The following is a 23,563-nucleotide window of genomic DNA, read 5'->3' on the forward strand; positions in this document are numbered from 1 at the left end:
CGCTACTATCCTGCGTACCCTTGTACTTTCTTCATATTGTTTAAAAGCTCTTGAAGTACCGCTTCATTCGATTCAATAAACATCATTTCTTTATCTGATGGATCTGTTTGAATCCAAACCGAACTATCTCCTACACGGAAGATTCCTTCTCCTTTTCCAGGGTTGTTTAGGATAATATCTAACTCCCCAGCAGTTAAGTTAAAGTTCTCTTGAATCTTTTTCTTATCAATCTTATTTTGTTCTAAGAAGAAATAAGAGAAAGTAGATTGCAAGATACCACGAGCTTTTACATTTTCTAAAATACGAACAAAGTCCTGACTTGCCCAACACATACCGGCATTTCTTTTACGTGAACGACGTGCTACTTTTTCTAAGAAGTTAACCGTTTGTTCATAATCGATAAACTGCCACATCTCATCCACATACAGTACTTTTCGTTTGATAGCGTGTTCTGGACTCTTAATCCAGTGCTCCCAAATATAGTTCAAGATAACGTGGAAAGCGATTGGTTTTAAGAATCCTTCTTCTAAATGACTAATATTAAAGTTAACAACACGTGATTCATTTAACTGTGTTTCTACACCACGACCAAAATGACTTTGCCCATCAAATAATGGTTTTGACCCATCACGTAAGAACGGACGAATCGCAGCGATTAACTCTTCTGCCTTCACATCGTCTCCATGATGTTCTACTATGACATCGTATATTTCTTTTAACTCCGGCTCTGGCTTTCTTACTTGAGACTGAATTAATTGTCCATCCACCTTCTTCACTTCATCTGTATATAAAGAAGAAGGATGTGAAGTAATACCATGTTTATCAAACACTTCACGGATTGCATCTTCTAGCATCGTACGTTGGAATACATTTAATCCTGGTTGATCAAAGTCTTGTCCGCGAATAATAATGTCAAAGAATCCTAGTATTTCATTGATTTTCTCTAAAATTGGTACAAATCTCACATACTTTACGCCATCACGTTCTACGAGTTCTTTCTTATCATATTGTTCAAGTGCTTCGAGTTCTTCATCTTTATCCGTAATCTGAAGCTCTGTTACAGCAATTGCACAAGGGTTAATAATGATATTACTTTCAGGTGAAATGTTTAGGTTAATACCACCTAAACGTTTTGTAATTTTTACAAACTCTCCCTCTGGATCGATAATCATTGCATGTGTATCTGCAAGTGATGTTTCACGAGCGAGCTTCATTTTTAAAAGTAAACTTTTCCCGGAACCTGAAATTCCTGTCACACCAATGTTATAGTTTGGTGGACGATAATCTGCATTCCCGAATGAATTTAAAAATTCTACTTGGCCAGTAATTTTGTTCTTTCCTATTGGTATACCACCGTTAAATCTTCCGGATCCTGATACAAAGGGTGCAAATGTACATAGAGCACGTCTATCGATATTTCGATAAGTATCTTGCAGCGTATTTGGTGCCCCTAGTGGCATAGTAGCTTTCAAACCACTTTTCACACGGTTCCAAGTACTTGCTATCTTAAAATGAGATGCTTGCATTTCATCTTCAATATACTCACATAAAACGTCCAATTCTTTCTTTGATTCTGCGTAAGCAACACCCATTGTACTCACCATATACGAGTCGTTTTCATTGAACTGGATTTCATCCATTAAATTGTTTGTATCTTGAATTTTTGCATCTAAGTCTTTTTCTTGGTCAATGTTTCCTCGTGTACGTTGGAAAGAAAGATTGGAACGTAACATTGTCAGCTGCATATCTAATGATCGCATTGCCTTAGCTTTTGGCTCTTTATGAATATCAATCATGACATCCACTTCCCCGGCTGAAGTTAACATGTTCAGCCAATTCGTTTGCATCATACGTGGATATCCATCACGTGGAATATAAAACGGACGGAAGAACGTATTACTTCCTAAAGATTGTTTAATAACCCCATAATCTTCTGCATCAATTTTCATTCCTTCTGGGGCAATAACATCAAACACTGTTGTTTGATTGTCTAATTGCGTCGGTACTTCCTCTTCTTCCAACTCTTCCTCCTCTAGCTCCAATTCGTCCCTCTCTTCTGCTTCTATTTTTTTCTTTTCCTTTTTCTTTCTTCCGAACAACTTCATGTTTACGCCACCCCGTTATTTGATTTTTCTGCCTTTTCTTCTGCTAGCACTTTCTTCATTAACTCTAGTTTTCTTTCATTTGTTTCCCCTGTTGAATAGAGGGAGAAATTCTCATTTTCAATTAAGTCCTGGAAACGAGCTTTTACAGCTTTCCGACGGTTAAATGCTACATATAAAAGTTCTATTAATTTATCTTTCGTTAACATTTCTACATTAATTTTTGCTTTCGATAGTAGATTTCGAGAAGCATTATAACGGCGATATAATTCGTTAAACGCCTTATCCACAATCTTTTCTTCCAACTCTTCCTCTGTATCAGCAGTAATCGTACTAATATCAACCTTGTATGGATAAATTAAATAACGCTTTTGTTCATATCGAGGTTGCGAACGCTGCCAGTACTCTAAGTTATCGATAACTTCTTGACCATATAGAACCGTCTCTGGTGTAAGGTCCTTCGCACCTTTCATCGTTTCTGTCATTTTGCGTACAGGATCTGTTAAATCTACAAACTTACTTTGAATATATACTTTCGTATTAAATTCTAATGTGGTTAACCATGATTCAATTTTGATATCAATTGCTTCTTGTTCCATATTGGAGAGTAAATAATAGTTAACTGGATGTGCTTCCGCAATCAGAACAAATGTATCATCATGATATCGAATCATATGATTATCGATTTCCTTAATGTCTTCTACAAAAGCACGAAAGAAGTCAACATTATCCTCATCAATTTCCGATTCAGCAGGCGGATTTTTTTTATTTTTCTTTCCAGCTTTTTCAGTAGTGTGTTTCTCTACTCCACCTTGCTTTTTCCCTTTTTTCTTAGAACCAAACAGCGGTTTTCCATTCATTTTCCGATAAAAGAAAAATCCCACAATGGCTATCGCTGCAAAATATATCATTTCTAACATTTATAAGTTCTCCTTTGCCCATGTAGTTGGCTCGTACCCTTTTCTCCACTTACCTTTTTCGGAACGGCTACGCATTTTGATAAGTAGATACTTATCTAAATACATGTGTTGTTTTTCTTTATATATAAAAGCAAACGTTATAACACCTATTACCGTCGGTAGTGCTAAAATTAAGCAAATAAAAAACGCTACTACCGCATCAATAGGTGCAAATAGTCGCCATAAAAATGGTACATATAAATAAAGGGATGCTCCGCCACCTAATAGATAAATCAATTGGCGCTTGCTCAGCACACCTAATAGTGTTTTTTGTTCCGAAGTCATATCAACAGGAACGGTTACTTTTCTCATTTTGTTTCCTCCCTTGTATAAGAGAAGCTCTCCCCAAATAGAGGAGAGCTTGTACAAACTCTTATGTTAGATTGTCGTAACCCAAGCAGCGATATCGTAAGCTTTGATCATGACAAAGCCTCCAATTGCCGCGCAAGCTAAACCAATCATAGCTTGTGTACGGTTTTCAGGGTTCTTCCCTTGTGCTCCAGATAGTTTAATAGCTGCAAATACAACGCAAGCTGCTACCCAAATTCCCCCAAAACCAATTAAGGTTTTCACCAAAGTGTTCATGCTTTTTTGAACGGTTTCAGCATTACCGCCACCACCATTACCACCAAGCCCTTTCGAAAAACTATTTTTTGCCAGTAAGAAATCTCCTACTGATGTTGTCATAAGTTTTGCAGACAACCAATTCAACATAATTCCTGCACCTCCGGATGTTTTTGCTCGCAAAACGCAAAAAGACCCCAATACACGCACACGTCCCCTAAGGACATGGCGCATATTGAGGTCTTCTCTTATATGCGAACTGATTAAATTTATATTTTATTGTAAAATCTTATTACGTTTATATTATAGCAATACGATTTTAAAAATACAACCCCTTATTTACATCTTTATTATTTTTTAACCTCTTGGTTTGGATCGTACCATACCATTTGAATTTGAAAAATATCACTGTCCGTAAGACCTAAAACATTCATTTCCTCTTTCAATGAGCGCGATGGTTTTATTTTTATTGACTTTGTACTTTTGTCTCTCAGTGTATACACATGTACATAATAACCTTCTTTTTCCTTTTGCATATTAATATACCTCTAACGACTTTATTTGCAATATTACACCCCTTAAGTATGTAAAAATTACACAGTAAGTATATAATTATTCTTTCTCTTCGAAAAATGAATCTAATGCAACCGAAACAACTTCTATTTTTTTCGCTTTTCTTAATGCTGCCTCTCTAGGTTTAATTATTATTTCACTACTATTTAAAATAGATTGCGACACATCTTATATTTCATGTAATTCACTTTCTTTTACCTTGTCTATCATTTCATGTAGCGTATCCCTGGTTACCTTCATATTAATTTCCTCTTCCTTCGCATATATACTCTTAATTTCATTATAGCTTAAGAAAAAATATAGTTGTAATCACAAAATGGGCATCAATCAAAAATAAAAAAATAGGTAATTGTTTGTAATCACAATTACCTATTTTTTATCATTTATATTTACTCTTTATGTTTTAAAATTTCATTAACCTCTTCCACACTTAATTCAGTGGCTTCCGCTACTTTCTCTATAGGTACACCGACATGAATTAAATTGTGAATCATCTCTATCTTAGTTGCAATTCTAGTCTCTTCTGTGGCTTTCTTGGTAGCTATTTCTGCGGCTTTTTCTTCTGCCGTTTCTATTTCTGATATTCTATCTTTTATTGCTTTTTCTCTAGCCTCATATAAGCGTAAAAAATCCTTATCGCTACTTAAACGCTCCCAATCCTCTATTGCTTTTTTCAAAACTGGATCTTTTTCCATTGCTATCGCCTCCAGGATTGTTGTTAATCTCTCATCCTCATGCGCAGGGAATAATAATAACCAACGCGCTAAAGAATTTTCCCATGGATTCATTCGTTCTCCTCGCCATTCTTGAATCACTTTTGGAATTTCAAGAAAATGCAACTGCATATTTTCAGTAATAATGCGCTTCGATTTCTTGTTCATCACTGTATTAACATTATGAAACTCTTGCTCTTCTGGAAACAGAATGAAATCTACTATGTTAATACAAATGGTTGGTCTTAATTCTGTGTACTTCATCCCTTGAGTCATTTGAGAATAATACATGCCAGCCCAGTAGAACAAAGAACGCTCTATCATATCTTTTTTGTTTCGAACTTGAATCTCTATATTTAATTTTATACCATTATTCAGAGTAGCTCGCAAATCTAAAATAGATAATTTATCATCCTTCTGCTCTCTTGGAAGATGCGGATCATCTAAGTGCAAAGATGTAATTTCTTCATCAATAGATGATTGTAGTACCGCATTAAGAAACCCTATTAATATATCTTCATTTCCTTCTACTCCAAATAGACGCTTAAAAGCATAATCAACTCGTAAATTTACTAGATTCTTTTTTACATAGACACTCATGTTCTTCCTCTACCTTTCTCGTTTTAAAATTGTATTTTAGGACATAAAAAAAGATAGAATTACAATTCTATCTTTCCCCCCTCTATTCATCTCATCAAATATGGATACTAGTTATTTAATATATACGAAATATCCTCTTCACACATATTTGTCGCATTTGCTATTGTCGTGATAGAAACTCCTTCACTATAAAATCGTTGAATGAGTTCCATTCTTTCTTGTTCCCTAGCTTTTTTGTCTACGTCCATTAATTGTTGCATAATATCCATATACTTCATACACACCTTTCTTTTATATAAAATCCCCTAGCTAAAATAATATGATTTATTATAGTGTACGGAAAACGGGCTTGAAAGAAGCTTGCATCATCTCATCCAGCCCCTTACCTTGCGTTGGATTCCATGCAGCTATGATTACGTTATAGCCCACTCGCTTTAACTCTGTCGCAAAGTCTATAAGAGCTTTCCTTACTTTTTGATTCTCTACTAAATCGGCATCAAACGCTAAATAGACATTTTCTATACCCATATCCTTTAATACAGGCATGGCAATTCGCCAAGCATTTACACCAGGAATCGCAAGAACCGTTGTTCCTATTTCAGAAATCTCCTCTTTATTAAATCTCTCTGGAATCAAATCAGCAATCAAATCAGCTTTCATAGGTCCTTCTGTGATCATTACTGATTTCGTTTGATGCAATGTACCAGAATTCCAATGTTTTAAATGAGAACTTGGTACCGCTACATGTACAGGAAGTGGATTTTCACTACCGCCTGCCCCTGTCCCTTGATTTTTATTTGCTGATGAGAGCCACAGATATTTTTGCCCTTTATGAATCTTTACAACTATTTGTCCCTCTTGAAATGGAATCTCTACCTTTTTGCTCACTTCTAGTTCGCCTTCAAAGATACAATCACCATCTTTAGTTATCTTTACAACGTTAGGCTGCTCGATTAATTCCGCTTGAACTCCAGTGGGTGCCGCTTTCACATGAACTGAGTTTTTCACTTCATCCACACGAACCTGCCATCCAACAATTTGATTGTACTGATTTCGAAAAGGAATCAATATACCAGGAGATCCTGACATCAAACGAAGAGAAAGTTGACCTTTCTTCATCTCATAAAAGCCCGGAACACCCTGCCAGCAATTTTTCTCACCAATCTGCTTAAATAACTGTTCCCAAACGGTGGTATACGTATTATCCTCCTCTAACACAATTTGTTGTTTTAAGAAAGAACGATATTGACGTACTTGTATTTGTTCTTCAGTCATTTTTCTATCTCGTAATAAATGTGTATGATGATGCTCCTGTAATGGTATAAAATCCATTAACTTACGATTAAACACATCTAATTCTTCATTACTTTTCTTATCATGAATCTGAACTTCATCCGCCTCAGGCAATTGATACTTATCTTTTCCATTAATGTAGTGAATGTAGCTTGGATTTCCCGTATTTTTTCCATAAATCCATTTACTTTCTACACGCGTACATGCAACCTTCTCTTGCGAAATATGCAGCATGCAATTACCTGTATCATGACAAATCGGACACGTGACACGGTAAAATTCCCACCAGCTACCTCTTGGATAAGCACTCGTTAAACGAAATTGACCTTTTTGAATGTTATAATTCATTATTCCCCACTCCTTGTATACTGTTTATTATATATGGAATTGCTACTTCCATTAAACTCTTTATACTTCTATTCAGATATTCTCTTTGTTCTCCTAACGGATATACAAAAGAATATGTATCACAAACTAAATAATCATTTCTATGTTCTTGATCTAGCAAAGCTGATTCTACATATGCTTCAAATGCTCTAGCAAACATCTCATGATTCGTAGACCAATACTTTTTGGTTCTCTTCTTATCTAACTGAATGGCTGTATCAAAGTATACAGACCCTTTCGCTTGATACGATATTTCATTAAGTTTTTCGCCTGTTTTTTTATAGTGATAAGCAGCCAACATTTGTGCGGTTTTCTCAAATTCTTTTTCAACCTTACGTTCCATACGCGTCTTAGCTGCCCCTGATAAGGTATCCAGCTTTTTGTACGAACTTAAGTGATAGGATTCTAGAATACCTGACACATTTCCCTTACATACATCATAACTATTGATGACACTACCATAGAAATACCACTTTCTATCATAAGCACTTTCCACATTAATTACTCTGGCCACTTTTCCTTGTTTACAGGCATCTAGCACAGCTTGCATCTTTTCCTTGATAATAGCAGGCAAAATATTTCCGATACTCTTCCCACTTGATAGGAAAGCAAGGCTACCATTTTTAAAATCATGACTACAATCATATAAGAAATGATCCAGTGCATGTCCCCATTCATGACACAATGCCCCGACTCCATTATCACGAGTTAAATTAATGACTTTGGTAGAAGGTTCATAATGTGCTAATGCATTGCCGCTTCCTCTCGCACCAATTGCCAGCCCTAAGCGTCCTCCTAGCCCTATATACTCAGGTGGAATTCCCAATATACGAGCTACATCATGTAACGCTTCAAATACATGACTAATATGCTCTTTTGCATATTGTTCGGTGCAATAATGACCAAATTGCATCCCCTTTAACCCAAACATAGCAACTACTTCTTCAGGTTTGGTAGCAAATTCTATTCCTGGTCCTTTTCTCTGGAGAGTTTCTGGCAGTTTCCTACTCCAAGCAGCTGCAGACTTCTTACGAGTCGTAACCTTTTTTGTAAGTAAATCATTCCATGTTAGTTCATGTGATACACGAAGATACGTAGAATTAATACTTTTTGAATTTGTACAAAGTGATATGAATTTCTTACCTAATATTAATAACTCCATACCATCCGCATCAACAAACTCATCAAAATATTCTTCTACCATTCTTTTAAATGTGTACGTGACATTCTTATCTCTTTTAAATGCATACCAACCATTTTTCATTTCCTTACCGTAAGAACCAACAAGATCTATCCATTGTTCTGAGGTATGTACTGACTGTATATCATGCCATATTCTTCTACACGCTTGCACATACAGTTTCCTTGCAGTCGGTGTATCTACAATTGGCTTCTTATCAATTCTGCCCACTAGTAATTGCTTTAACTTTGCAACACGTGCCGGGATATCATTTTCTTTTTCTAGTTCAAAGGAAAATGGAATCAATGTATTTCGATCCAATGCATTTAGCGCCTCTACTGGAGATTCTTTTTCAATTTCTGCTAAAACTTCTAAAGAAAATGATACTAAAAATGATTCTTTTAAGGCTCTTAGCTCTTTCTTAGCTCCTACTAATTTCTCACCAACATCATAGCTGTATCGATTGCGAACTTGTTTATCTGTCCTCACATCTTGTACTATTATGTTTTCTCTTACCTCTAAATCGAACAGTTCAAATAAATTCATGCTAAAATCCTCCTTAATAAAATAAAAAGACAGAAATTCATAGTCGTTTTTAACTACGGATTTCTGTCATTCCCTCTGTCTGTACACTTTCACATGATTTTGCAAATTACTCATTAAGATACACTCACACCTGTTAAAGAGAATAGATCTTCTTTTGTCGGATTTAGTACCTGTAACCAGCTATCTACATTTAGAAAGTTTACTTTTTTTAATTCTTCACCTTTTTCTGCACGCTTAACCACTTCTAACACTCCATTATGATGCACAATCATAGCTAGATCATCCTTCTTAAAAAGACAATCCACATCTGCAGGCTTTACATAATGGCTGTGTAGAATCGGTTTCCATTTCTTAAGGGAATACCCTTCTATTTCTAGGAAACCGCGGATTGCAGTAAAGCGATAACTTGTCCCTCTAAAGCATCGCTCCAATAAAAAAAGGAAATCTCGTATACATCCATTGAAATAGACATGATACAAATTGATTTCCCCTGCTTGTTTGGCTGCTCGCTGTGACAAGTTTGATGGTTTAATGGAAAACTGATAACAATCTCGTTCCCAAAATGCTCCTTCCTTTGTAACTCGCATTCGTAATGCACGCAAATTTGGCATAAAATCATCTGGATGTGCAGAACAAAATATAGATACTTCATAACTCATTTTCATTTCAATTTCCCCCAGGTTATATATTTATTATTTTTCTACTTCACAACAATTGATCACTTTACACTTAGAATAGATAACTCAAAAATATGAAGAAAAAGTAATACTCGATAAAGCCACGGCAAATGTTTTTCTCCATAATACATGTAAAGTTCTTTCGTTTCCCTTCTATAAGCAAATTGAACACCTAAGTGTGTAGGAAGTTTTGATATGTCCTCCATTTCAATGTTTTGAATGATCTCAATAACGGTATGGGGGGACTCCTTTAATAATTTCTTCAATGGTTCAAGAGATATATTAAATAATCTACTACACTCCTTAGTACGCTCTTTGTTATATTTAATAATTCTGGCCAATTCTTCTACAGTCGGATCAAATAAAGGATTTGTAACCTCTACATACTCAGACATTACTTTTTCTAATGTACAATCCATTTTGTTAATAATATAAAGACCCCATTCCTTAAACGCATCTTCTAACGTACATGGATAGCCATACACCTCTAAACAGTACTTCCTTTCAAATGGAAAATAACAATCTTCTTCACAATCATGGTTTAAAATTGGTAAAAAAATCGTATTGTAATACTCATCAGAGTTGATGTGTAAGGCTGTCATTTTATCTGCAATATAATCTTCTGTATCATAGCTAATGCTAGAATCACGCTTTCGAATTGGTTGAGTAACTTCATTCCTCTGAAAAATTTTTATTATCTCGTCTAATGATAGTAATGGTTTATCTAGTGTAATTGCATGTTCGTATTTCATTATAATGATCCCCTTCCAAAGCAAAAAAAACACAAATCTTGTGTTTTTTCTCACAGTGTTTTTTATTTGTATACCTAAATCTAACTACCTTTTTCAAGTGATTCCTAACTTGAAAACAACACAAAAAGGGCTCCTTCAAGTCGATTAAAAATGTGCATAGCAAAAAAAGCTATATATACACTAATCGGCTCAAAGAAGCCCTTTCATAAATGAAACAAGACGCAACTTGCTTCTACAACTCAACCACAACACAATAAGGTGTGGGAATAAACGGAATCAATTAAACATTAAATATATATTTATATTAATCAATTCGCATCTAAATTTCAATAACTTTATGTTTTCTCACAAAAATGAACTTGTTTATTTTTGTTTCTTTTGAAAATTATGTATAATAAAATTATCCTACATGAGATATTGAGTCATATCTCATTCGTCATTTAATAAGGCCTATATAAAAAAATAAGGCCTTATTTTTATTCTTCCTTTATTTACTATTAACTAAATCCAATTCGTGTTACAATTGAAACAAACACATGTTCTTTAGAGGAGGATTTTCATGTTTAAAATGTTCAAAAAGGACCCAAATAATGAAGAAACAGCTATTTTGGTAACTAAAGATTCATTTGATATTTTCTTATTTCCTACTAGCCATGATGAGCAATACCATTTAGTAATAGAAAACTTCCACGTAGGTTACAATCACTTTTTACTATTCGTTGATAGAAAAAATCATGCATTGCACATTTATGATGACCTTTATACTATTGTTGGCGGAACAAGTGCTATTAACCTAATTAGCGAATATCTAATTGAAAAACTGTACGAATTATTGCATTTAAAAGACTATAAAAATGCAAAAGTACTAATTTACTTCCCTGAGAATCATAAGGATTTCGGTTTAGTATCTTATGGTTACCAATCAAAAAATGATGATTTTGATTTCGGACTTGATATCAGTGGAATAACTAAACATGAAGCATATTTAGAACTAGCTAAAAAAAATGCATAGTTCATTGAGCTGTATAAATTAATAAAAAGACAAAAGTTATGTACTTTTGTCTTTTTATTTTAACGCAATCCATTCGTAGCTTTCCCACTCTTTTGGTTTCTTATCATACTTGATACGACCAGTCGTACAGAATGATGCAATCATCCATTGTATGAGATTCATCTTTGCATATGGATCAACACAATCCTCTATTTTTTTCAATTGATAACCCGTACTATTTTTCTGCCAAATTGTATATAAACGAAAATGTGTTGTCGTAACAAGTCTAGCTTTTGTGGTAACTTGCCATTTTGCAATTTTCGTTAGATCCTCTTTGACTTTTCTATCATACTCTTGTTTTATGACTTTATAACTCTTATCTTTATTAATTAATCCATTAGAAAATGAAAAAGGCATTTGATGCACCTCATAGACGGTTCCTTCTTCATCCCCTAAAATGTTTGATTCTACTAGAAATATATTCTTTAGTTTTAACTGTTCCGTTAATTCTTTTCCGCTCCGATAAAAAGGTTTTTTCATCTTCTGAAGCAGAACAACCTGTACAATTAATCCGATAAGTAACGGATACGCTAGTATAAACACCATATGAATAAACATATTTGCAATAAGTACCCCTACTAGTGCGAATATCGTGAAATAAATATATGTTTCTCTTTGATGAATGATTCTACTATTCAAGCTAACATACCTCCGTTTTGATAGATAGTGAACGCAACATACACAATTGCTCCTAATAAAATAGAACAAGCCCCTGGAAAGCTCTGTATCAGCTTGATTTCTTTTTTTGGTAGTTTTGCCCCAAATATAGAAGCAGCATGCTCCAATTGGTCTTTAATCGCTCCTACAAACCCTAAAATTTTAATTAATCGATACACACTAGCAATCCAAAAGAATAGTAAATGGAAAGCTGTTAATGTAATGGCGGTAAGCATAGCCGATTCTTCTACTACATTGCTAACATATAGAGCTACCACCACAAGCATTTTGGTATCACCAGGTGAAGAAAATTTAAATGTCTCTAGCAATAAACCACACGCTAAGGCCATGACTAGTACAATTGCAATCTCTTTCCCTGTTCTTATTCCAGCAAAATACGTGATTCCTATCCCCAATATTAAGAATAGTAGATGCCACATATTCTTTGTTTTTCTATATTTCAAATCAGTAAATACATTTAGGAACATGTAACTTAGTAATAATCCCACAATATACAGACCCATTTTCTTTACTCCCCTCTTAATTTCAAAAAAAATGCTGAGTAAAAAAGGGAACCACTTTTAGAGTAGCCCCCTCTTTTATTTTTATATTTATTTTTTGTTCCAAGAATCAACATCTGCATTGCTTGATGCTTTTGTGAATCGTGCCAGGATCGTATCATAACCACCTTGGATTGCCTTCCATACAAATGGGCCAATAACTAATACGATAATCACCGCTAACGCGATTAACATACCGTTTTCTGATGATAATTGTGAGTCTTCATTTTTTAACCAACTTTTCATTTTTGCTAACATTTCATTTCGTCTCCTTTATATATCGATTTTAAGAATTTACTTGAATTAGAACTTATCTATTTAAATCTTTAATTACTTATTCCAAGAATTTACGTCTGCATTGCTTGATGCTTTTGTGAATCGTGCCAGGATCGTATCATAACCACCTTGGATCGCTTTCCATACAAATGGCCCAATTACTAATACGATAATGACCGCCAAAGCAATTAACATACCGTTTTCTGATGATAGTTGTGAATCCTCATTTTTTAACCAATTTTTCATTTTTGCTAACATGATTAAATCTCCCTTATCCATTTATTTGAGCTATACATAAAAAACATCATTCATCTAAAACTTCTATTACTTGTTCCAAGAATTCACATCTGCATTATTTGATGCTTTTGTAAATCGAGCTAGAATCGTATCATAACCACCTTGGATTGCTTTCCATACAAACGGGCCAATGACTAATACGATAATCACCGCCAAGGCGATTAACATACCATTTTCTGATGATAATTGTGAGTCTTCATTTTTTAACCAATTCTTCATTTTCGTTAACATATATTTTGCTCCTTTACCTATTCCATTTTTGACAATGCCTTCTATAAACTTGCAAATCCTTGCATTAAAGATTGAATAACAATCACCATCGGATAAATCACAATACAACCAATAACAGCCACGTTAAATTTATTCATTTCCATTGGCTTATTTTGAATGAGACGGTTATAATTCTCATGTTTTAACTCACGCATCATTTTAATCTGTGCATCCATAATACGAAGACTCTGTACCTTGTCCGTTTTTTGCGCTTGTTGCAATGCAATCGTAAAGGTATTTACTTCTGGACTATTTAAGGCTGCTGCAAAGTTTCGAAATGGTTGATCCGATCCTGCATACATTTCTAATTCCGCAGTAAGTGTAGATACATACGGACGAAGATGTCTTCCAGCATATATTTGCGCCTTTTTTACTGCTTCTAATGTTGTATGTGTTTTTAACAACTGCAGCATAGGAATTAGATACTCTGGTAATTCGAACTTCCTAGCTTCTATCGCCTGCTTGATTCTTCTCTTTAATAGATAATCAGGATAGAAATAAAGCAGCGGTGAAACCAAAACACCCACTTTAAATAAGTAGTAATCATGGAACACCGTACATATCAAGAAAACAGAGGTGAAAATGATGGGATATGCTACCTTCATTTTTAAATATTCTTCTGGTTTCGTATCCAGGCCAGCTTCTTCTAATTTTTTCTGAATCTGCTCTTTCTTTTCTTCTGTCAGATACTTATGTGATAACGACTGGAAGGGAGCGAGCATCATTTGATTTAAATTCTTCTTTTCAATTCGTTTTGCATTTTCTACATAGTTCGTAAGTAAGCTACCACTGTCTTTTTTACTTTGTAGAAAGGTAGAGAATACCCAGTACACGACAACGAATACCACTACAGCTAAAATCGTAGCCACCTTATTCCCCTCTTTCTGTTGGGTTATAATTTGCAATCTTTTCTACACGGGTTGCTAAGAAAAAGACAATGAACATATTTACCGCTAACGCGATTTTCCCCATCATAGAACCTGCTAAAAATCCATATGCTTCTTTTGACATCAACATAATAACAATTGGCATGGCGATAACGATTAAGCAGTTCTGTACAAAAGCACGTTGTGCTTGTGACAAACTAGAACGCAATCTTGCCAGGTATAGTTTTTGTTTTTCAAAATCTTCTGCAATATCTAGTAGGACTTGTACTGAATTTGTTCCACCTTCTCGACTGCACACTTCCAACATTTCATGGAAGAAAACCAATTCTCTAAAGTTAAACGTTTCATTGAATCCTCTAAATGCACGATGCATTGTGGTTCCACCTTCTAATAAAAGAGAAACTTTTTCTATTTCTTCTTGAATGCTTTCATGCATCATTGGTTTCACCTGAACTAACACCCGTTTTGCATTGTTACTAATTTGAAGTGCATTTGCTACAGCTTTCATATAGATAGAAAGACGATCAATGACAACCAAGTAGTAACGTTTTTTTCTTCGATAGAGAAGAAACCTTGGAACTAAAAACCCAGATAAAACGGTAATCAGCGTAAAAGGATCTCTACCAAAAGAAAAATAGAATACTGCTGCAATACTCATCCCAGAAAGAATCGTATATATCCAGTACATACTCTTTGTCAATTTCCATTCGTACTTTTGAGCTTCTTGGATAACGGATTGTGGTAGATACATTCGTATCCCTTTAATATTTCTTAATTCCAAGCGCCTTTCTTCTTTCTCGTTTTCTTGTACAAATTGAGAGAGAGCAGAACCCTTAGATTTTGTAAAAAGTAAAACGAGCAATCCAACACTAATAAAGATTAAAAATATACATCCATAAGCCAATAAACTATGCATACTGCACCTCCTGTTGTGAAAGGAATGATGCATAAAGAGCTGGATTTACAGTAGAAGAACGGAATTTCTTCTCCATTTCAGCTGACATCTTGGCTGTAATGATATGATCTCCATGAATCTTTCCTACTCTTTCATTCATTTCATCATATTCCTCACCCGAAGGGATAAATTGAGAAAGCTGATTGAACTGTATATCATCTTGATAATCCAATAACTCAATCATCTCTGTAATATAGCGATTTCCATCATCTTTCTTTTCTAAAAAGACAATTACATCAAATGTCTGTGAAATCAATTCATATAAATACTGGGCATCAATATTCGCACCACTTTGCAGACACATAAGCATTAAACGCCTAACTGCTTCTTTTGCACTTCTTGCATGGACAGAGGTGAAACCAGGATGTCCTGTTTGGAAAAAGTTAATCATTTTTAATGCTTCTTTCCCCCTCGATTCCCCTACAATTAATCGCTTTGGCCCTTGACGTAAAGCATTTGTTAACAATCTATCAAAGTCGATTGCATTTTCTTCTACTTCCGATGCCCTACATTGCATCGGAACAAAATGATGTTCCGGAAAAATGCGATGCAAATATAATTCAGGGTTATCTTCTACTACAAGAGTACGTTCTTTTTTCTTTCCTTTCGGAATGTGAGAGGCAAGATATTTCATAAACTCTGATTTTCCGGTACCTGTAGCTCCAGCAACTAGAATATTCATTTTGGCTTTCACAGCTGCAGCCAAAAAGTTCAGCATTTCTTTCGATGCTTGATTGGTAGATAACATACGTTCTTCAGAGGCACGAAGGTGATCTGCATTCTTACGAATCGTTATTGTTGTTCCGAGTCCCCCAAGTTCATCTAACGCAATATTGATACGGATATACGGAAACACGCAGTCCACATATGGCTTTGCTGTATTTAATGACTCTGATGTACTGTTTACCATCTTATAAGCTAGAGCTTTCACTTCTTCTTCCGTCTCAAATCGGTAAGGAAATGTACATTCTCCCTCTCCAATTTTTTCGTAAATGATTTCTTTTGTGCCATTGATATAAATATCGGTTACATCCTTATCTTCTTTTAAAGGTTCTATAATCCCAAACCCCACAATATCGTCACACACCATATTTAGTAACTGTTCAGAAGGTACCTCTGAAATGACAACTTGATTGCTTAATAGAAAGCTTTTTATAATTTGTTCTACAGTTGCTCTCTTTTCTTTATTCATAAAGGATTCACTTAAAATATCACGATGGTCTTTTACTAAAAATGCGCGAATTTCATCTGTAATATCTTTGATTTGTTGAGCTGTAGTTGTACCTAACTTTCGAGCTGTTTTGGCACGAATCCTATAACCAAAATGATATAAATCCACTCGATTTCGCTTTAAGGCGACTTGTTTTTCCTGTAAATAGCCCCACATACTCCTTGTCCCCCTTTTAACTTCGTAAACCAAAGAGACCCTTTTTCATAGAGGATTGCTGGGATGGAATATTAAGACCAGCTGCTTCCATAATGTGATGGACCTTTGTATTAATTTGTGGGGAGCCAAATTGCATCCCCCATTCGTAACTCGTACGATCTCTGTCATACGGAATTGTCACCGCAATATGTTGGGAAGAAAGCTTTTCAATATCTTCTACATAATTCTCATCTGCCATATTTAGCACATGAATCATTCGCGGTAATGTTAACTTTGCATCTTCTATTAGTTGTAATTCACGTTTGATAGCTAATGCACCACGAGGATTTCCATTTAGCACATGAACAACAAGGTCTGATTGATATAGGATTGGATAACTCAACACCTCCGATAATTCAGTTGGCACCGATAGAATGATATAATCATATTCTGTGTCTACAAGTGATTCTATAAATGCCGTTACAAACAATTCTTTGTTTTGAATCTCAGGGAATTGAACTAGGTTATAGCCTGATGGAAATACCAGAAAATCCATCTTATCGTGTAATTTTTGTATCAACCTTGGATTTACTTTTTTCTCTAGTAAATCTTGCTTGGTACAAATATACTGCAAGAGATTGTATTCATTCTCTTTTCTTACAAGCTCTAGCATGTTCTTACTCTCATGGCTAAGACCAGTTGTAACCGCAAAGCTTGGTCTTACTTGGTCCGCTTCTACATAAAGCACCTTTTTCCCTAAATGAGCCAATTCATTCGCCATCGTAATACTTAACGAGCTTTTTCCTACGTTTTCATTTGTGGCATAAAAGGCAATGATTCTTACTTGCCGATCCATCTTAAAAACTCCTTTCTCACTTAGATTCGCTCAGATACTGCGATACATACTCTTTTACATTTTTAGAAATTGGATTGGTCGAATGCTTCTCTACATAGTCTAAAATGTTCTTTTGATCAGATATTTGCGAGAATCCTTCAGCAGGTTCTAATTCTTTCCCTGTTTGTTCTACCTTTTGTCCAACTGCAACAGGAATTACATCTCCAAGTGTTTTCGCACGGTTTAGATATTGAAGTTGTTCAGGTGAAACAGCCAGTGTATATAATCGCGTTACCTTTGGCTTTTGTTTTCCTTCTTGTTCCTCTTTTGACTCTTTCTTTTCTAATACAAATGCATCTTCTGTATTGCTATCTTTTGCAGCAGTCACACGTACACGTTGGAATAGACCACCGAATACAACCTTCTCATTGTCCCCTTCTTTTACAACCTGTTTGAAATACAAGTCCACATACGTGTTCGGAATAATACTATTCCCTGAACTTGTTTCCAAATCAACGAGTAACGGAAAAGCAACTTCTCCATCTTTCAAATTTAAAATGGCAGAGTCAGGTAACTCCTCTTTCTTTACTACCTTGTTTTTAAAGAGATAGCTATTTTCTGTAATGGGCTGCCCATCATTTGTCCACTTTCCTACAACATCTTTTTTGTTTACACGTAATGCATTTGGTGGAATGGCATCACCAGGTAATGTTCGTTCCACTAGCATGTCTTCTTTAATTTCTGTATGCGCAGGTATATCCTTTGCGGCTACAACAATCTTTGTTGGTTTTACAGCATTTTCTACCGCGAAATGATTGTATCCATAGATCCCCGCTACTGTTGCAGCAGCTAAACCTACCGCAGCAATCTGCTTCTTTTGAAACTTAGATGGCTTCAATGTTTGTATTCCTCCTTATGTAGCCTTTAAACGCAAAAAAAGGACACACCTATGGCATAATGCGCCTTAGGTGTGTCCTTTTAGCTAATCTAAAGTCTATATGAAAATGTTGGATTTGGTTTCTTTAATATTACAATTTCAATATTATGATATATAGAGTTTCATGTCAATCATTTCTAAAAAAAATATTATTTTTACCATTTCAAATCTCTGATCCCAAAACTTGAAAAACCTTAAAAACGTTGTCATATCAAGGTTTTCAAGCTATTAACCCACCCTCAAATATGGTATAATGAATATAACGTAACTGAATATTTCAGGGTGGTCGGTTGCTATCCTTTCTCTTTGATTTTATGGAGAAAGGAGGTGATCGAATGGATATACTTTTCACGATAGCAATTGAGATACTGAAAGTAATTGCTAGAGAAGTCGCTGTATTTTTTGCAAAACGAGTAGGTAAATACCTATCAACGTCTTGGAAGCAAATACAAAAAAAGCGACGAAAAACGAAAAGAACCACCCACAATGCCGGCAAGCGTTTGAAGGGTGATTCTAAGAAAAAATAAACTCTTTTTTAGCAACCATCCACCTTGCGGTAGCAGTTACATAAGGCGAAGTGTTACCAGCACTTCGTCTTCTTTAGTTTATGCAAAAACTATTGTTATAATACTTCTACACATATTATAACATCAACTATAGTACATGTCATGCAGATTTGTTTACGATAGTTGGTAAAAGAGACCAAATTATTATCAAAACGAAATCAATTTTGTTCCTGTTTCAAAATACTTTGCTGGAGCATAACTCTTCCCATTCCGATCCTGAAATTCGCTTCCAATGTATAGCGATACAATCATTGCGACAACCCCCATAATAATTACACGTCTAACACGTTGTTTTTTCTTTTTATCCACTCTAATTTCCCCTTTCTATGAAAAAAAGGCACATCCCATTAAGGGATGTGCCTTTGGTTTATCCATTCAGCTACTAGTTTATGATGGATATATTATTGTGTCGATTCATCAAATTATACTATATTTTATTTTTATTTCCCATTCTTCATGTAATACCAATCAGTCAGTTTATGAAGTAGTTCTTCTTTCCCTACCCAGTTCCATCCTACTCCACTTCCTCCAGGGAATGGATCATCAGGAAATACTCTTCTTTTTATGAAATCATCGTACGCAACACCCTTAATCTCTACTTGCTCAGTTAAACATAAACTCATTTCATTGATACCTGCTGGAGCTGTTTCTACATTAAAAGTGTATACACCATCTTTTGTCTTCAGTGGTGAATACCATTTTTGGCCGCCATCAATGATTTTCTCTTGTCCATCCCAATATAAAGACTTAGTTGGTCTTTTACTATCAAAAACATGTCCTGTTGCTTCAGATAAATACATATTTTTAGGTAAGAATTTTGCTGTATTATCTTTAAGTTCTTTCTTCTCTAAATCTTGAGTAGACTTTAATCCTTCGTCTGCAAATGGGTATTGTGCCTTAGCAGCAGTAAATACACCAGGGTAATTTGCATTCCAATCATTTTTGTACTTACCGTTTACTTCATACGAAAATCCATAACCAGAATGTAGCTTAGAAGGAGCTAAATTATCAATACTCCCTGTCAAAGTTTCATAATACATTTCCCCAGTTATATCTTCTTTTGATACACGTTCACTTACTGTTTCTACTACACCTTTTACACTCGTTACACCACACATTGCCTTTTCTTTTGAAGGCTCATAGATTGCTGTTTTAATAGGATTATTTTTGTACGTAATTTCTTCGATGTCTATACGATTACCAGCAGGGTTAATTTCCGCTTGAATTGTTCCTTTACCTTTATGTTGCCATTCAAGGTTCAGGGTTTTCTTTTCTCCCTCAGTTAACCTTACCTTTTCTGATGCTACTTGTTGTCCGTTATGCTTGAGCACGACTATTGTTTCAGAATTTGCATATTTTGCTTCTAGTGCATCTAACTTTTTAATTTTGTTTTTCTCTTTTTCTAACTTCTGCCTTGCTGTATCTAGCCTACTTGCAGCACTATCCAATCTATTTTCTTCCCAAGAGCAGTCTCTATCATAGTAGTGATCCTTCCCTTCTGCATCTACCTCATGAATTGGATTACGACGACAATAACTTAGACTAGACTGTGCACTATCCCTATCAGATTCAGAAGTATTTACTTCTTGCTGGGACTTATTAATATTGTTATTTACCTTTGCTCTATATTGATCACGCTCTGGTTTAAAATTATCACGTGATACATCTACTCTTGTTTTAATATTCTTTCCTTCTCTTGCTGTTTCTCCTTCAATTCGGTCAGCAGAAAAATCAATTTTATATTTAAAGTCTTCTTCATCGCCTGGATCTGGGTTAGGTGTTACTTCCGTACCACAGTTATCATCTATAGTGAAATCAACGATTTTCTCGTTTGATTCCCTCTGAACAGCATCAAGAACTTTAATTTTCGCAGTATATCGGCCACACATTTGTGGCTGCCACTTTAATTCTTCTGACTTAAATTGCCCTGCATCACCTTCATTTGGTTTTTGATTATCTTTTTGTGGATTTGAACGTAAATAATTTTCTTGATGATGCACAGTTTCGCCATCTTTTGTAATATCTAACAGCCATTTAACTCGGTTCCGTTCTCCAGCAGCTGATTGATATGGATTTACTGTTGTCCCATTCGGATCTCTATCGTTATATCCTTTTCCCTTGCTGACATATTCAAAACCGTTAAACGCAAATTTCACAGGTACATCTTTTTTTCCACTCATAACTTTAAAATCAATTATCTCAGGCTTACTTGTACGTACATACCACAAGCTATACCTATTCACACTATCTACACCACCAGCTCCTGCATAACCACCAGAAAGGTAAGCTATATCCCTAATCCAATAAAACTTTCCTAATGTAACATTAGGACCATTAAATTTTTTAATATCATGTTTCTTCAAATTCCCCAAAACAAAATTGGGTTCTCCCCAATACTTATCTTTAATAACAGTTTTCGTAACTTGTTCAACTTCTGTTACCATTCGATCCCCAACAATAACTGCACTGTTAATGTACCCATCATTTGAAATTCGAACATAAGGATCCGATGTATCTTCATTTTGGACTAGATTTTCCCATGGATTTCCCCAATTGAAAGAGCCATTGTAAACGGCAGGAAAATGTAAGTCAGCTTTATAATTGAACTCTTTTGATTTATAGCCACTACCCGGTCTAAGCAAATTACCGCTTAATTGCAATTCATCAGATTTTAAAATCGAATTTTTACTGCCATCAAAAAATGGTATGTCATTATTCGCCGCACTTGCAACTGATGGTAATGCCAACATTAATGATGCGCAAGTCAATAATAATCCTTTTCTCATTTTCATAAAATCCTCCTTAAACGCAAAAAAAGGACAAACCTGTACCTTGGTAAGGTACGTAAGGTTTGTCCTTTACGTATTTATTATTATATTAAACTTATATAATTATACAATATCCAACTCGACCTGTAAATACTAAATGATTATTTAGGCTCTACTTCTACATACATCATGTGATCTGCTGTAGAATGGCCTACACGAATTTTATATTTACCTTTTTCATAGTTATTAATTGATTGAGCATCTACACTTTCCTGAATTTCTTTATCTAAAACTAAATCAGAATTTAACATGGTAACCCATTTTTTAGTTAACTCAATAGTGGCTTCATTATTATCTAAGAAAATAATTTTAAAATCGTTTTCATTATTTGCATCAATATAAACTTGCGCACCAATTGTACCTGCTGGCAAGTACATATTTTTATCAAGGATTCTAATAGTTCCATTTAAATCTGCATATTTAAGGTTAGTACCAAATTTACTATTTACACTCTTAATAATGTTTTGCGCTTGTGTAGAAATGGATTTTTGAGAAATTGGATTATCCATAGCAATCGGATTATAAACTACATCATCTGTAGTTAAAACTTTGTCTAAACTCGTTGGTAAATTAGTTTCTGGTTTTGTTTCTGGTTTTGGATCTGGCTTCACTTCTGGTTTTTCTTCTGGTTTCGTTTCAGGTTTTGGATCTGGCTTCACTTCTGGTTTTTCTTCTGGTTTTGTTTCTGGTTTTGGATCTGGCTTCACTTCTGGTTTTTCTTCTGGTTTTGTTTCAGGTTTTGGATCTGGCTTCACTTCTGGTTTTTCTTCTGGTTTTGTTTCAGGTTTTGGATCTGGCTTCACTTCTGGCTTTTCTTCTGGTTTTGTTTCAGGTTTTGGATCTGGCTTCACTTCTGGCTTAGTCTCTTTTTCTACTGCATTAATAGAGTTATATAAGAACTGGCTATATTGTTCACGAGTTACATGTGTATATGGTGAATACATATTATCTCCTGTACCAATAGTAACGCCATTTTCTTCTAATGCACTAATTGCTTTTAATGCCCATGAGTTTTTATCAATGTCAGTAAACGATGTTGTCTTAGTAGCTTTGAATTTGAAAGCATTTGTAAGTACTTGTGCCATTTGTTCACGAGTTAAAATATCATCTGGACCATATTTCCCATCACCAAATCCATTAACAAGTCCTGCTTTAGCAAGTGCTAAGATTTCTTTTTCAAACAAATGCCCTTTAATATCAGTAAAAGGATTTTTGAAGCTAGCATCTGCATCTGCGGGTTTAACGTACATATAAATCATACGAGCAACTTGCCCACGAGTTACATTGTCACCAAAACCAAAGATTTTATTTCCGTAACCTTGTACTACTTTACGATTTGTTAAATCATAAATTGCTTTTGTTGACCAGTGATTTGCTGGAACATCACTGAATTTTAGTGAATCTGTGTTATCAGCCTTAGCAGTAAATGCTCCTGCTCCTAATAAAGATGTACCCATAATTGTTAGTGCTGTTGCTGTTTTTAAAAATTTGTTTGCCATTGTTTGTTCCTCCAAATATATTAGTTTTTTCATAGATTCTTTTATTGTACCGAATTTAAACATAAAATCCAGATACTTTAACATATTAATTTATTAATTAGCGTTTTTTATAACCGCTGTTCTATATGGAAAATATTACCATATAGAAATGGGCTTGTAAAGTATTTTTATATATTTATTTATAAATATATTTTTCTAGCAAAAAAACCATACTTTTCAGCATAGTTTTTTAT

At 34.8% G+C, this 23,563-nt stretch carries 27 protein-coding genes; 2 read left to right on the top strand and 25 right to left on the bottom strand.

What is annotated here, in order from left to right; translation table 11 throughout:
- Positions 1-5: 5 nt before the first annotated feature.
- The 12 genes from NST86_RS32705 to NST86_RS32760 all read right to left on the bottom strand — a co-directional run bounded on the left by NST86_RS32705 (position 6) and on the right by NST86_RS32760 (position 10,346).
- On the bottom strand, positions 6-2,105 hold the full coding sequence (locus NST86_RS32705) for a VirB4 family type IV secretion system protein (RefSeq protein WP_000765120.1): 2,100 nt from the start codon (positions 2,103-2,105) through the stop codon (positions 6-8).
- Positions 2,106-2,107: 2 nt separating this feature from the next.
- Positions 2,108-3,022, bottom strand: a complete 915-nt coding sequence (locus NST86_RS32710; RefSeq protein WP_340935373.1) for a hypothetical protein — start codon at positions 3,020-3,022, stop codon at positions 2,108-2,110.
- The gene (locus NST86_RS32715) at positions 3,023-3,373 is read right to left on the bottom strand and encodes a PrgI family protein (protein WP_001233532.1); all 351 of its coding nucleotides are present in this window, start codon (positions 3,371-3,373) and stop codon (positions 3,023-3,025) included.
- Positions 3,374-3,439: 66 nt separating this feature from the next.
- Complete coding sequence (locus tag NST86_RS32720; protein WP_001216651.1) at positions 3,440-3,859, bottom strand: hypothetical protein; 420 nt, start codon at positions 3,857-3,859, stop codon at positions 3,440-3,442.
- Positions 3,860-3,975: 116 nt separating this feature from the next.
- Complete coding sequence (locus tag NST86_RS32725; RefSeq protein ID WP_086423082.1) at positions 3,976-4,161, bottom strand: hypothetical protein; 186 nt, start codon at positions 4,159-4,161, stop codon at positions 3,976-3,978.
- Positions 4,162-4,237: 76 nt separating this feature from the next.
- On the bottom strand, positions 4,238-4,363 hold the full coding sequence (locus NST86_RS32730) for a hypothetical protein (protein WP_340935376.1): 126 nt from the start codon (positions 4,361-4,363) through the stop codon (positions 4,238-4,240).
- 224 nt (positions 4,364-4,587) lie between these two features.
- Positions 4,588-5,511, bottom strand: a complete 924-nt coding sequence (locus tag NST86_RS32735; protein WP_340935377.1) for an Rpn family recombination-promoting nuclease/putative transposase — start codon at positions 5,509-5,511, stop codon at positions 4,588-4,590.
- Between the two features lie 107 nt (positions 5,512-5,618).
- Positions 5,619-5,780, bottom strand: a complete 162-nt coding sequence (locus tag NST86_RS32740) for a hypothetical protein (protein ID WP_179878555.1) — start codon at positions 5,778-5,780, stop codon at positions 5,619-5,621.
- Between the two features lie 58 nt (positions 5,781-5,838).
- Entirely contained in the window at positions 5,839-7,152 is a 1,314-nt protein-coding gene (locus NST86_RS32745) for a DUF3854 domain-containing protein (protein ID WP_340935379.1), read from the bottom strand.
- Complete coding sequence (locus tag NST86_RS32750) at positions 7,142-8,917, bottom strand: LPD1 domain-containing protein (protein ID WP_340935380.1); 1,776 nt, start codon at positions 8,915-8,917, stop codon at positions 7,142-7,144. Before NST86_RS32750 ends, NST86_RS32745 begins: the two co-directional genes overlap by 11 nt.
- Positions 8,918-9,030: 113 nt before the next feature.
- Positions 9,031-9,582, bottom strand: coding sequence for a hypothetical protein (locus NST86_RS32755; protein ID WP_000784217.1), 552 nt, complete (start codon positions 9,580-9,582; stop codon positions 9,031-9,033).
- Positions 9,583-9,635: 53 nt separating this feature from the next.
- The gene (locus NST86_RS32760; RefSeq protein ID WP_000873000.1) at positions 9,636-10,346 is read right to left on the bottom strand and encodes a hypothetical protein; all 711 of its coding nucleotides are present in this window, start codon (positions 10,344-10,346) and stop codon (positions 9,636-9,638) included.
- A gap of 559 nt (positions 10,347-10,905) precedes the next feature.
- On the opposite strand from NST86_RS32760, the gene NST86_RS32765 reads away from it, so the two are divergent.
- Complete coding sequence (locus NST86_RS32765; RefSeq protein ID WP_340935381.1) at positions 10,906-11,358, top strand: hypothetical protein; 453 nt, start codon at positions 10,906-10,908, stop codon at positions 11,356-11,358.
- A gap of 54 nt (positions 11,359-11,412) precedes the next feature.
- Here NST86_RS32765 and NST86_RS32770 read toward each other — a convergent pair whose 3' ends face one another.
- The 10 genes from NST86_RS32770 to cpaB all read right to left on the bottom strand — a co-directional run bounded on the left by NST86_RS32770 (position 11,413) and on the right by cpaB (position 18,398).
- Positions 11,413-12,036 (bottom strand): hypothetical protein, encoded by a 624-nt coding sequence (locus NST86_RS32770; protein ID WP_063676498.1) that lies wholly within the window; start codon positions 12,034-12,036, stop codon positions 11,413-11,415.
- A complete protein-coding gene (locus NST86_RS32775; protein WP_000525020.1) occupies positions 12,033-12,578 on the bottom strand; it encodes a hypothetical protein in 546 nt (181 codons plus the stop codon). The genes NST86_RS32770 and NST86_RS32775 overlap by 4 nt, the downstream gene beginning before the upstream one ends.
- 87 nt (positions 12,579-12,665) lie before the next feature.
- Positions 12,666-12,872, bottom strand: a complete 207-nt coding sequence (locus NST86_RS32780; RefSeq protein ID WP_000879960.1) for a hypothetical protein — start codon at positions 12,870-12,872, stop codon at positions 12,666-12,668.
- A gap of 72 nt (positions 12,873-12,944) precedes the next feature.
- The gene (locus NST86_RS32785; RefSeq protein ID WP_000879955.1) at positions 12,945-13,148 is read right to left on the bottom strand and encodes a hypothetical protein; all 204 of its coding nucleotides are present in this window, start codon (positions 13,146-13,148) and stop codon (positions 12,945-12,947) included.
- A gap of 66 nt (positions 13,149-13,214) precedes the next feature.
- Complete coding sequence (locus NST86_RS32790; RefSeq protein ID WP_000956352.1) at positions 13,215-13,418, bottom strand: hypothetical protein; 204 nt, start codon at positions 13,416-13,418, stop codon at positions 13,215-13,217.
- Between the two features lie 41 nt (positions 13,419-13,459).
- Positions 13,460-14,326 carry a hypothetical protein gene (locus NST86_RS32795; RefSeq protein WP_000201171.1) on the bottom strand — a complete coding sequence of 289 codons (867 nt, stop codon included), beginning with the start codon at positions 14,324-14,326 and terminating at the stop codon, positions 13,460-13,462.
- A gap of 1 nt (position 14,327) precedes the next feature.
- Positions 14,328-15,260 (bottom strand): type II secretion system F family protein, encoded by a 933-nt coding sequence (locus NST86_RS32800; protein ID WP_000555822.1) that lies wholly within the window; start codon positions 15,258-15,260, stop codon positions 14,328-14,330.
- Positions 15,253-16,686 (bottom strand): CpaF family protein, encoded by a 1,434-nt coding sequence (locus NST86_RS32805; RefSeq protein ID WP_340935385.1) that lies wholly within the window; start codon positions 16,684-16,686, stop codon positions 15,253-15,255. Before NST86_RS32805 ends, NST86_RS32800 begins: the two co-directional genes overlap by 8 nt.
- A 16-nt stretch (positions 16,687-16,702) precedes the next feature.
- Entirely contained in the window at positions 16,703-17,521 is an 819-nt protein-coding gene (locus NST86_RS32810) for an AAA family ATPase (RefSeq protein WP_324656744.1), read from the bottom strand.
- Positions 17,522-17,537: 16 nt separating this feature from the next.
- Entirely contained in the window at positions 17,538-18,398 is an 861-nt protein-coding gene (gene cpaB, locus NST86_RS32815) for a Flp pilus assembly protein CpaB (RefSeq protein WP_098341194.1), read from the bottom strand.
- Positions 18,399-18,772: 374 nt separating this feature from the next.
- On the opposite strand from cpaB, the gene NST86_RS32820 reads away from it, so the two are divergent.
- Positions 18,773-18,964, top strand: a complete 192-nt coding sequence (locus NST86_RS32820) for a hypothetical protein (protein WP_000353181.1) — start codon at positions 18,773-18,775, stop codon at positions 18,962-18,964.
- 186 nt (positions 18,965-19,150) lie between these two features.
- Here NST86_RS32820 and NST86_RS32825 read toward each other — a convergent pair whose 3' ends face one another.
- The 3 genes from NST86_RS32825 to NST86_RS32835 form a co-directional block, all read right to left on the bottom strand.
- Positions 19,151-19,312 (bottom strand): hypothetical protein, encoded by a 162-nt coding sequence (locus NST86_RS32825; protein WP_000358431.1) that lies wholly within the window; start codon positions 19,310-19,312, stop codon positions 19,151-19,153.
- A gap of 131 nt (positions 19,313-19,443) precedes the next feature.
- A complete protein-coding gene (locus NST86_RS32830; protein WP_340935390.1) occupies positions 19,444-21,795 on the bottom strand; it encodes a hypothetical protein in 2,352 nt (783 codons plus the stop codon).
- Positions 21,796-21,932: 137 nt separating this feature from the next.
- Positions 21,933-23,393: an S-layer homology domain-containing protein gene (locus tag NST86_RS32835; protein WP_445661338.1), complete on the bottom strand. Its 1,461-nt coding sequence runs from the start codon at positions 23,391-23,393 to the stop codon at positions 21,933-21,935.
- Positions 23,394-23,563 lie beyond the last annotated feature (170 nt).

It is taken from the genome of Bacillus sp. FSL L8-0199, assembly GCF_038005705.1.
In the GTDB taxonomy this organism is placed as follows: Bacteria; Bacillota; Bacilli; order Bacillales; family Bacillaceae_G; genus Bacillus_A; species Bacillus_A cereus.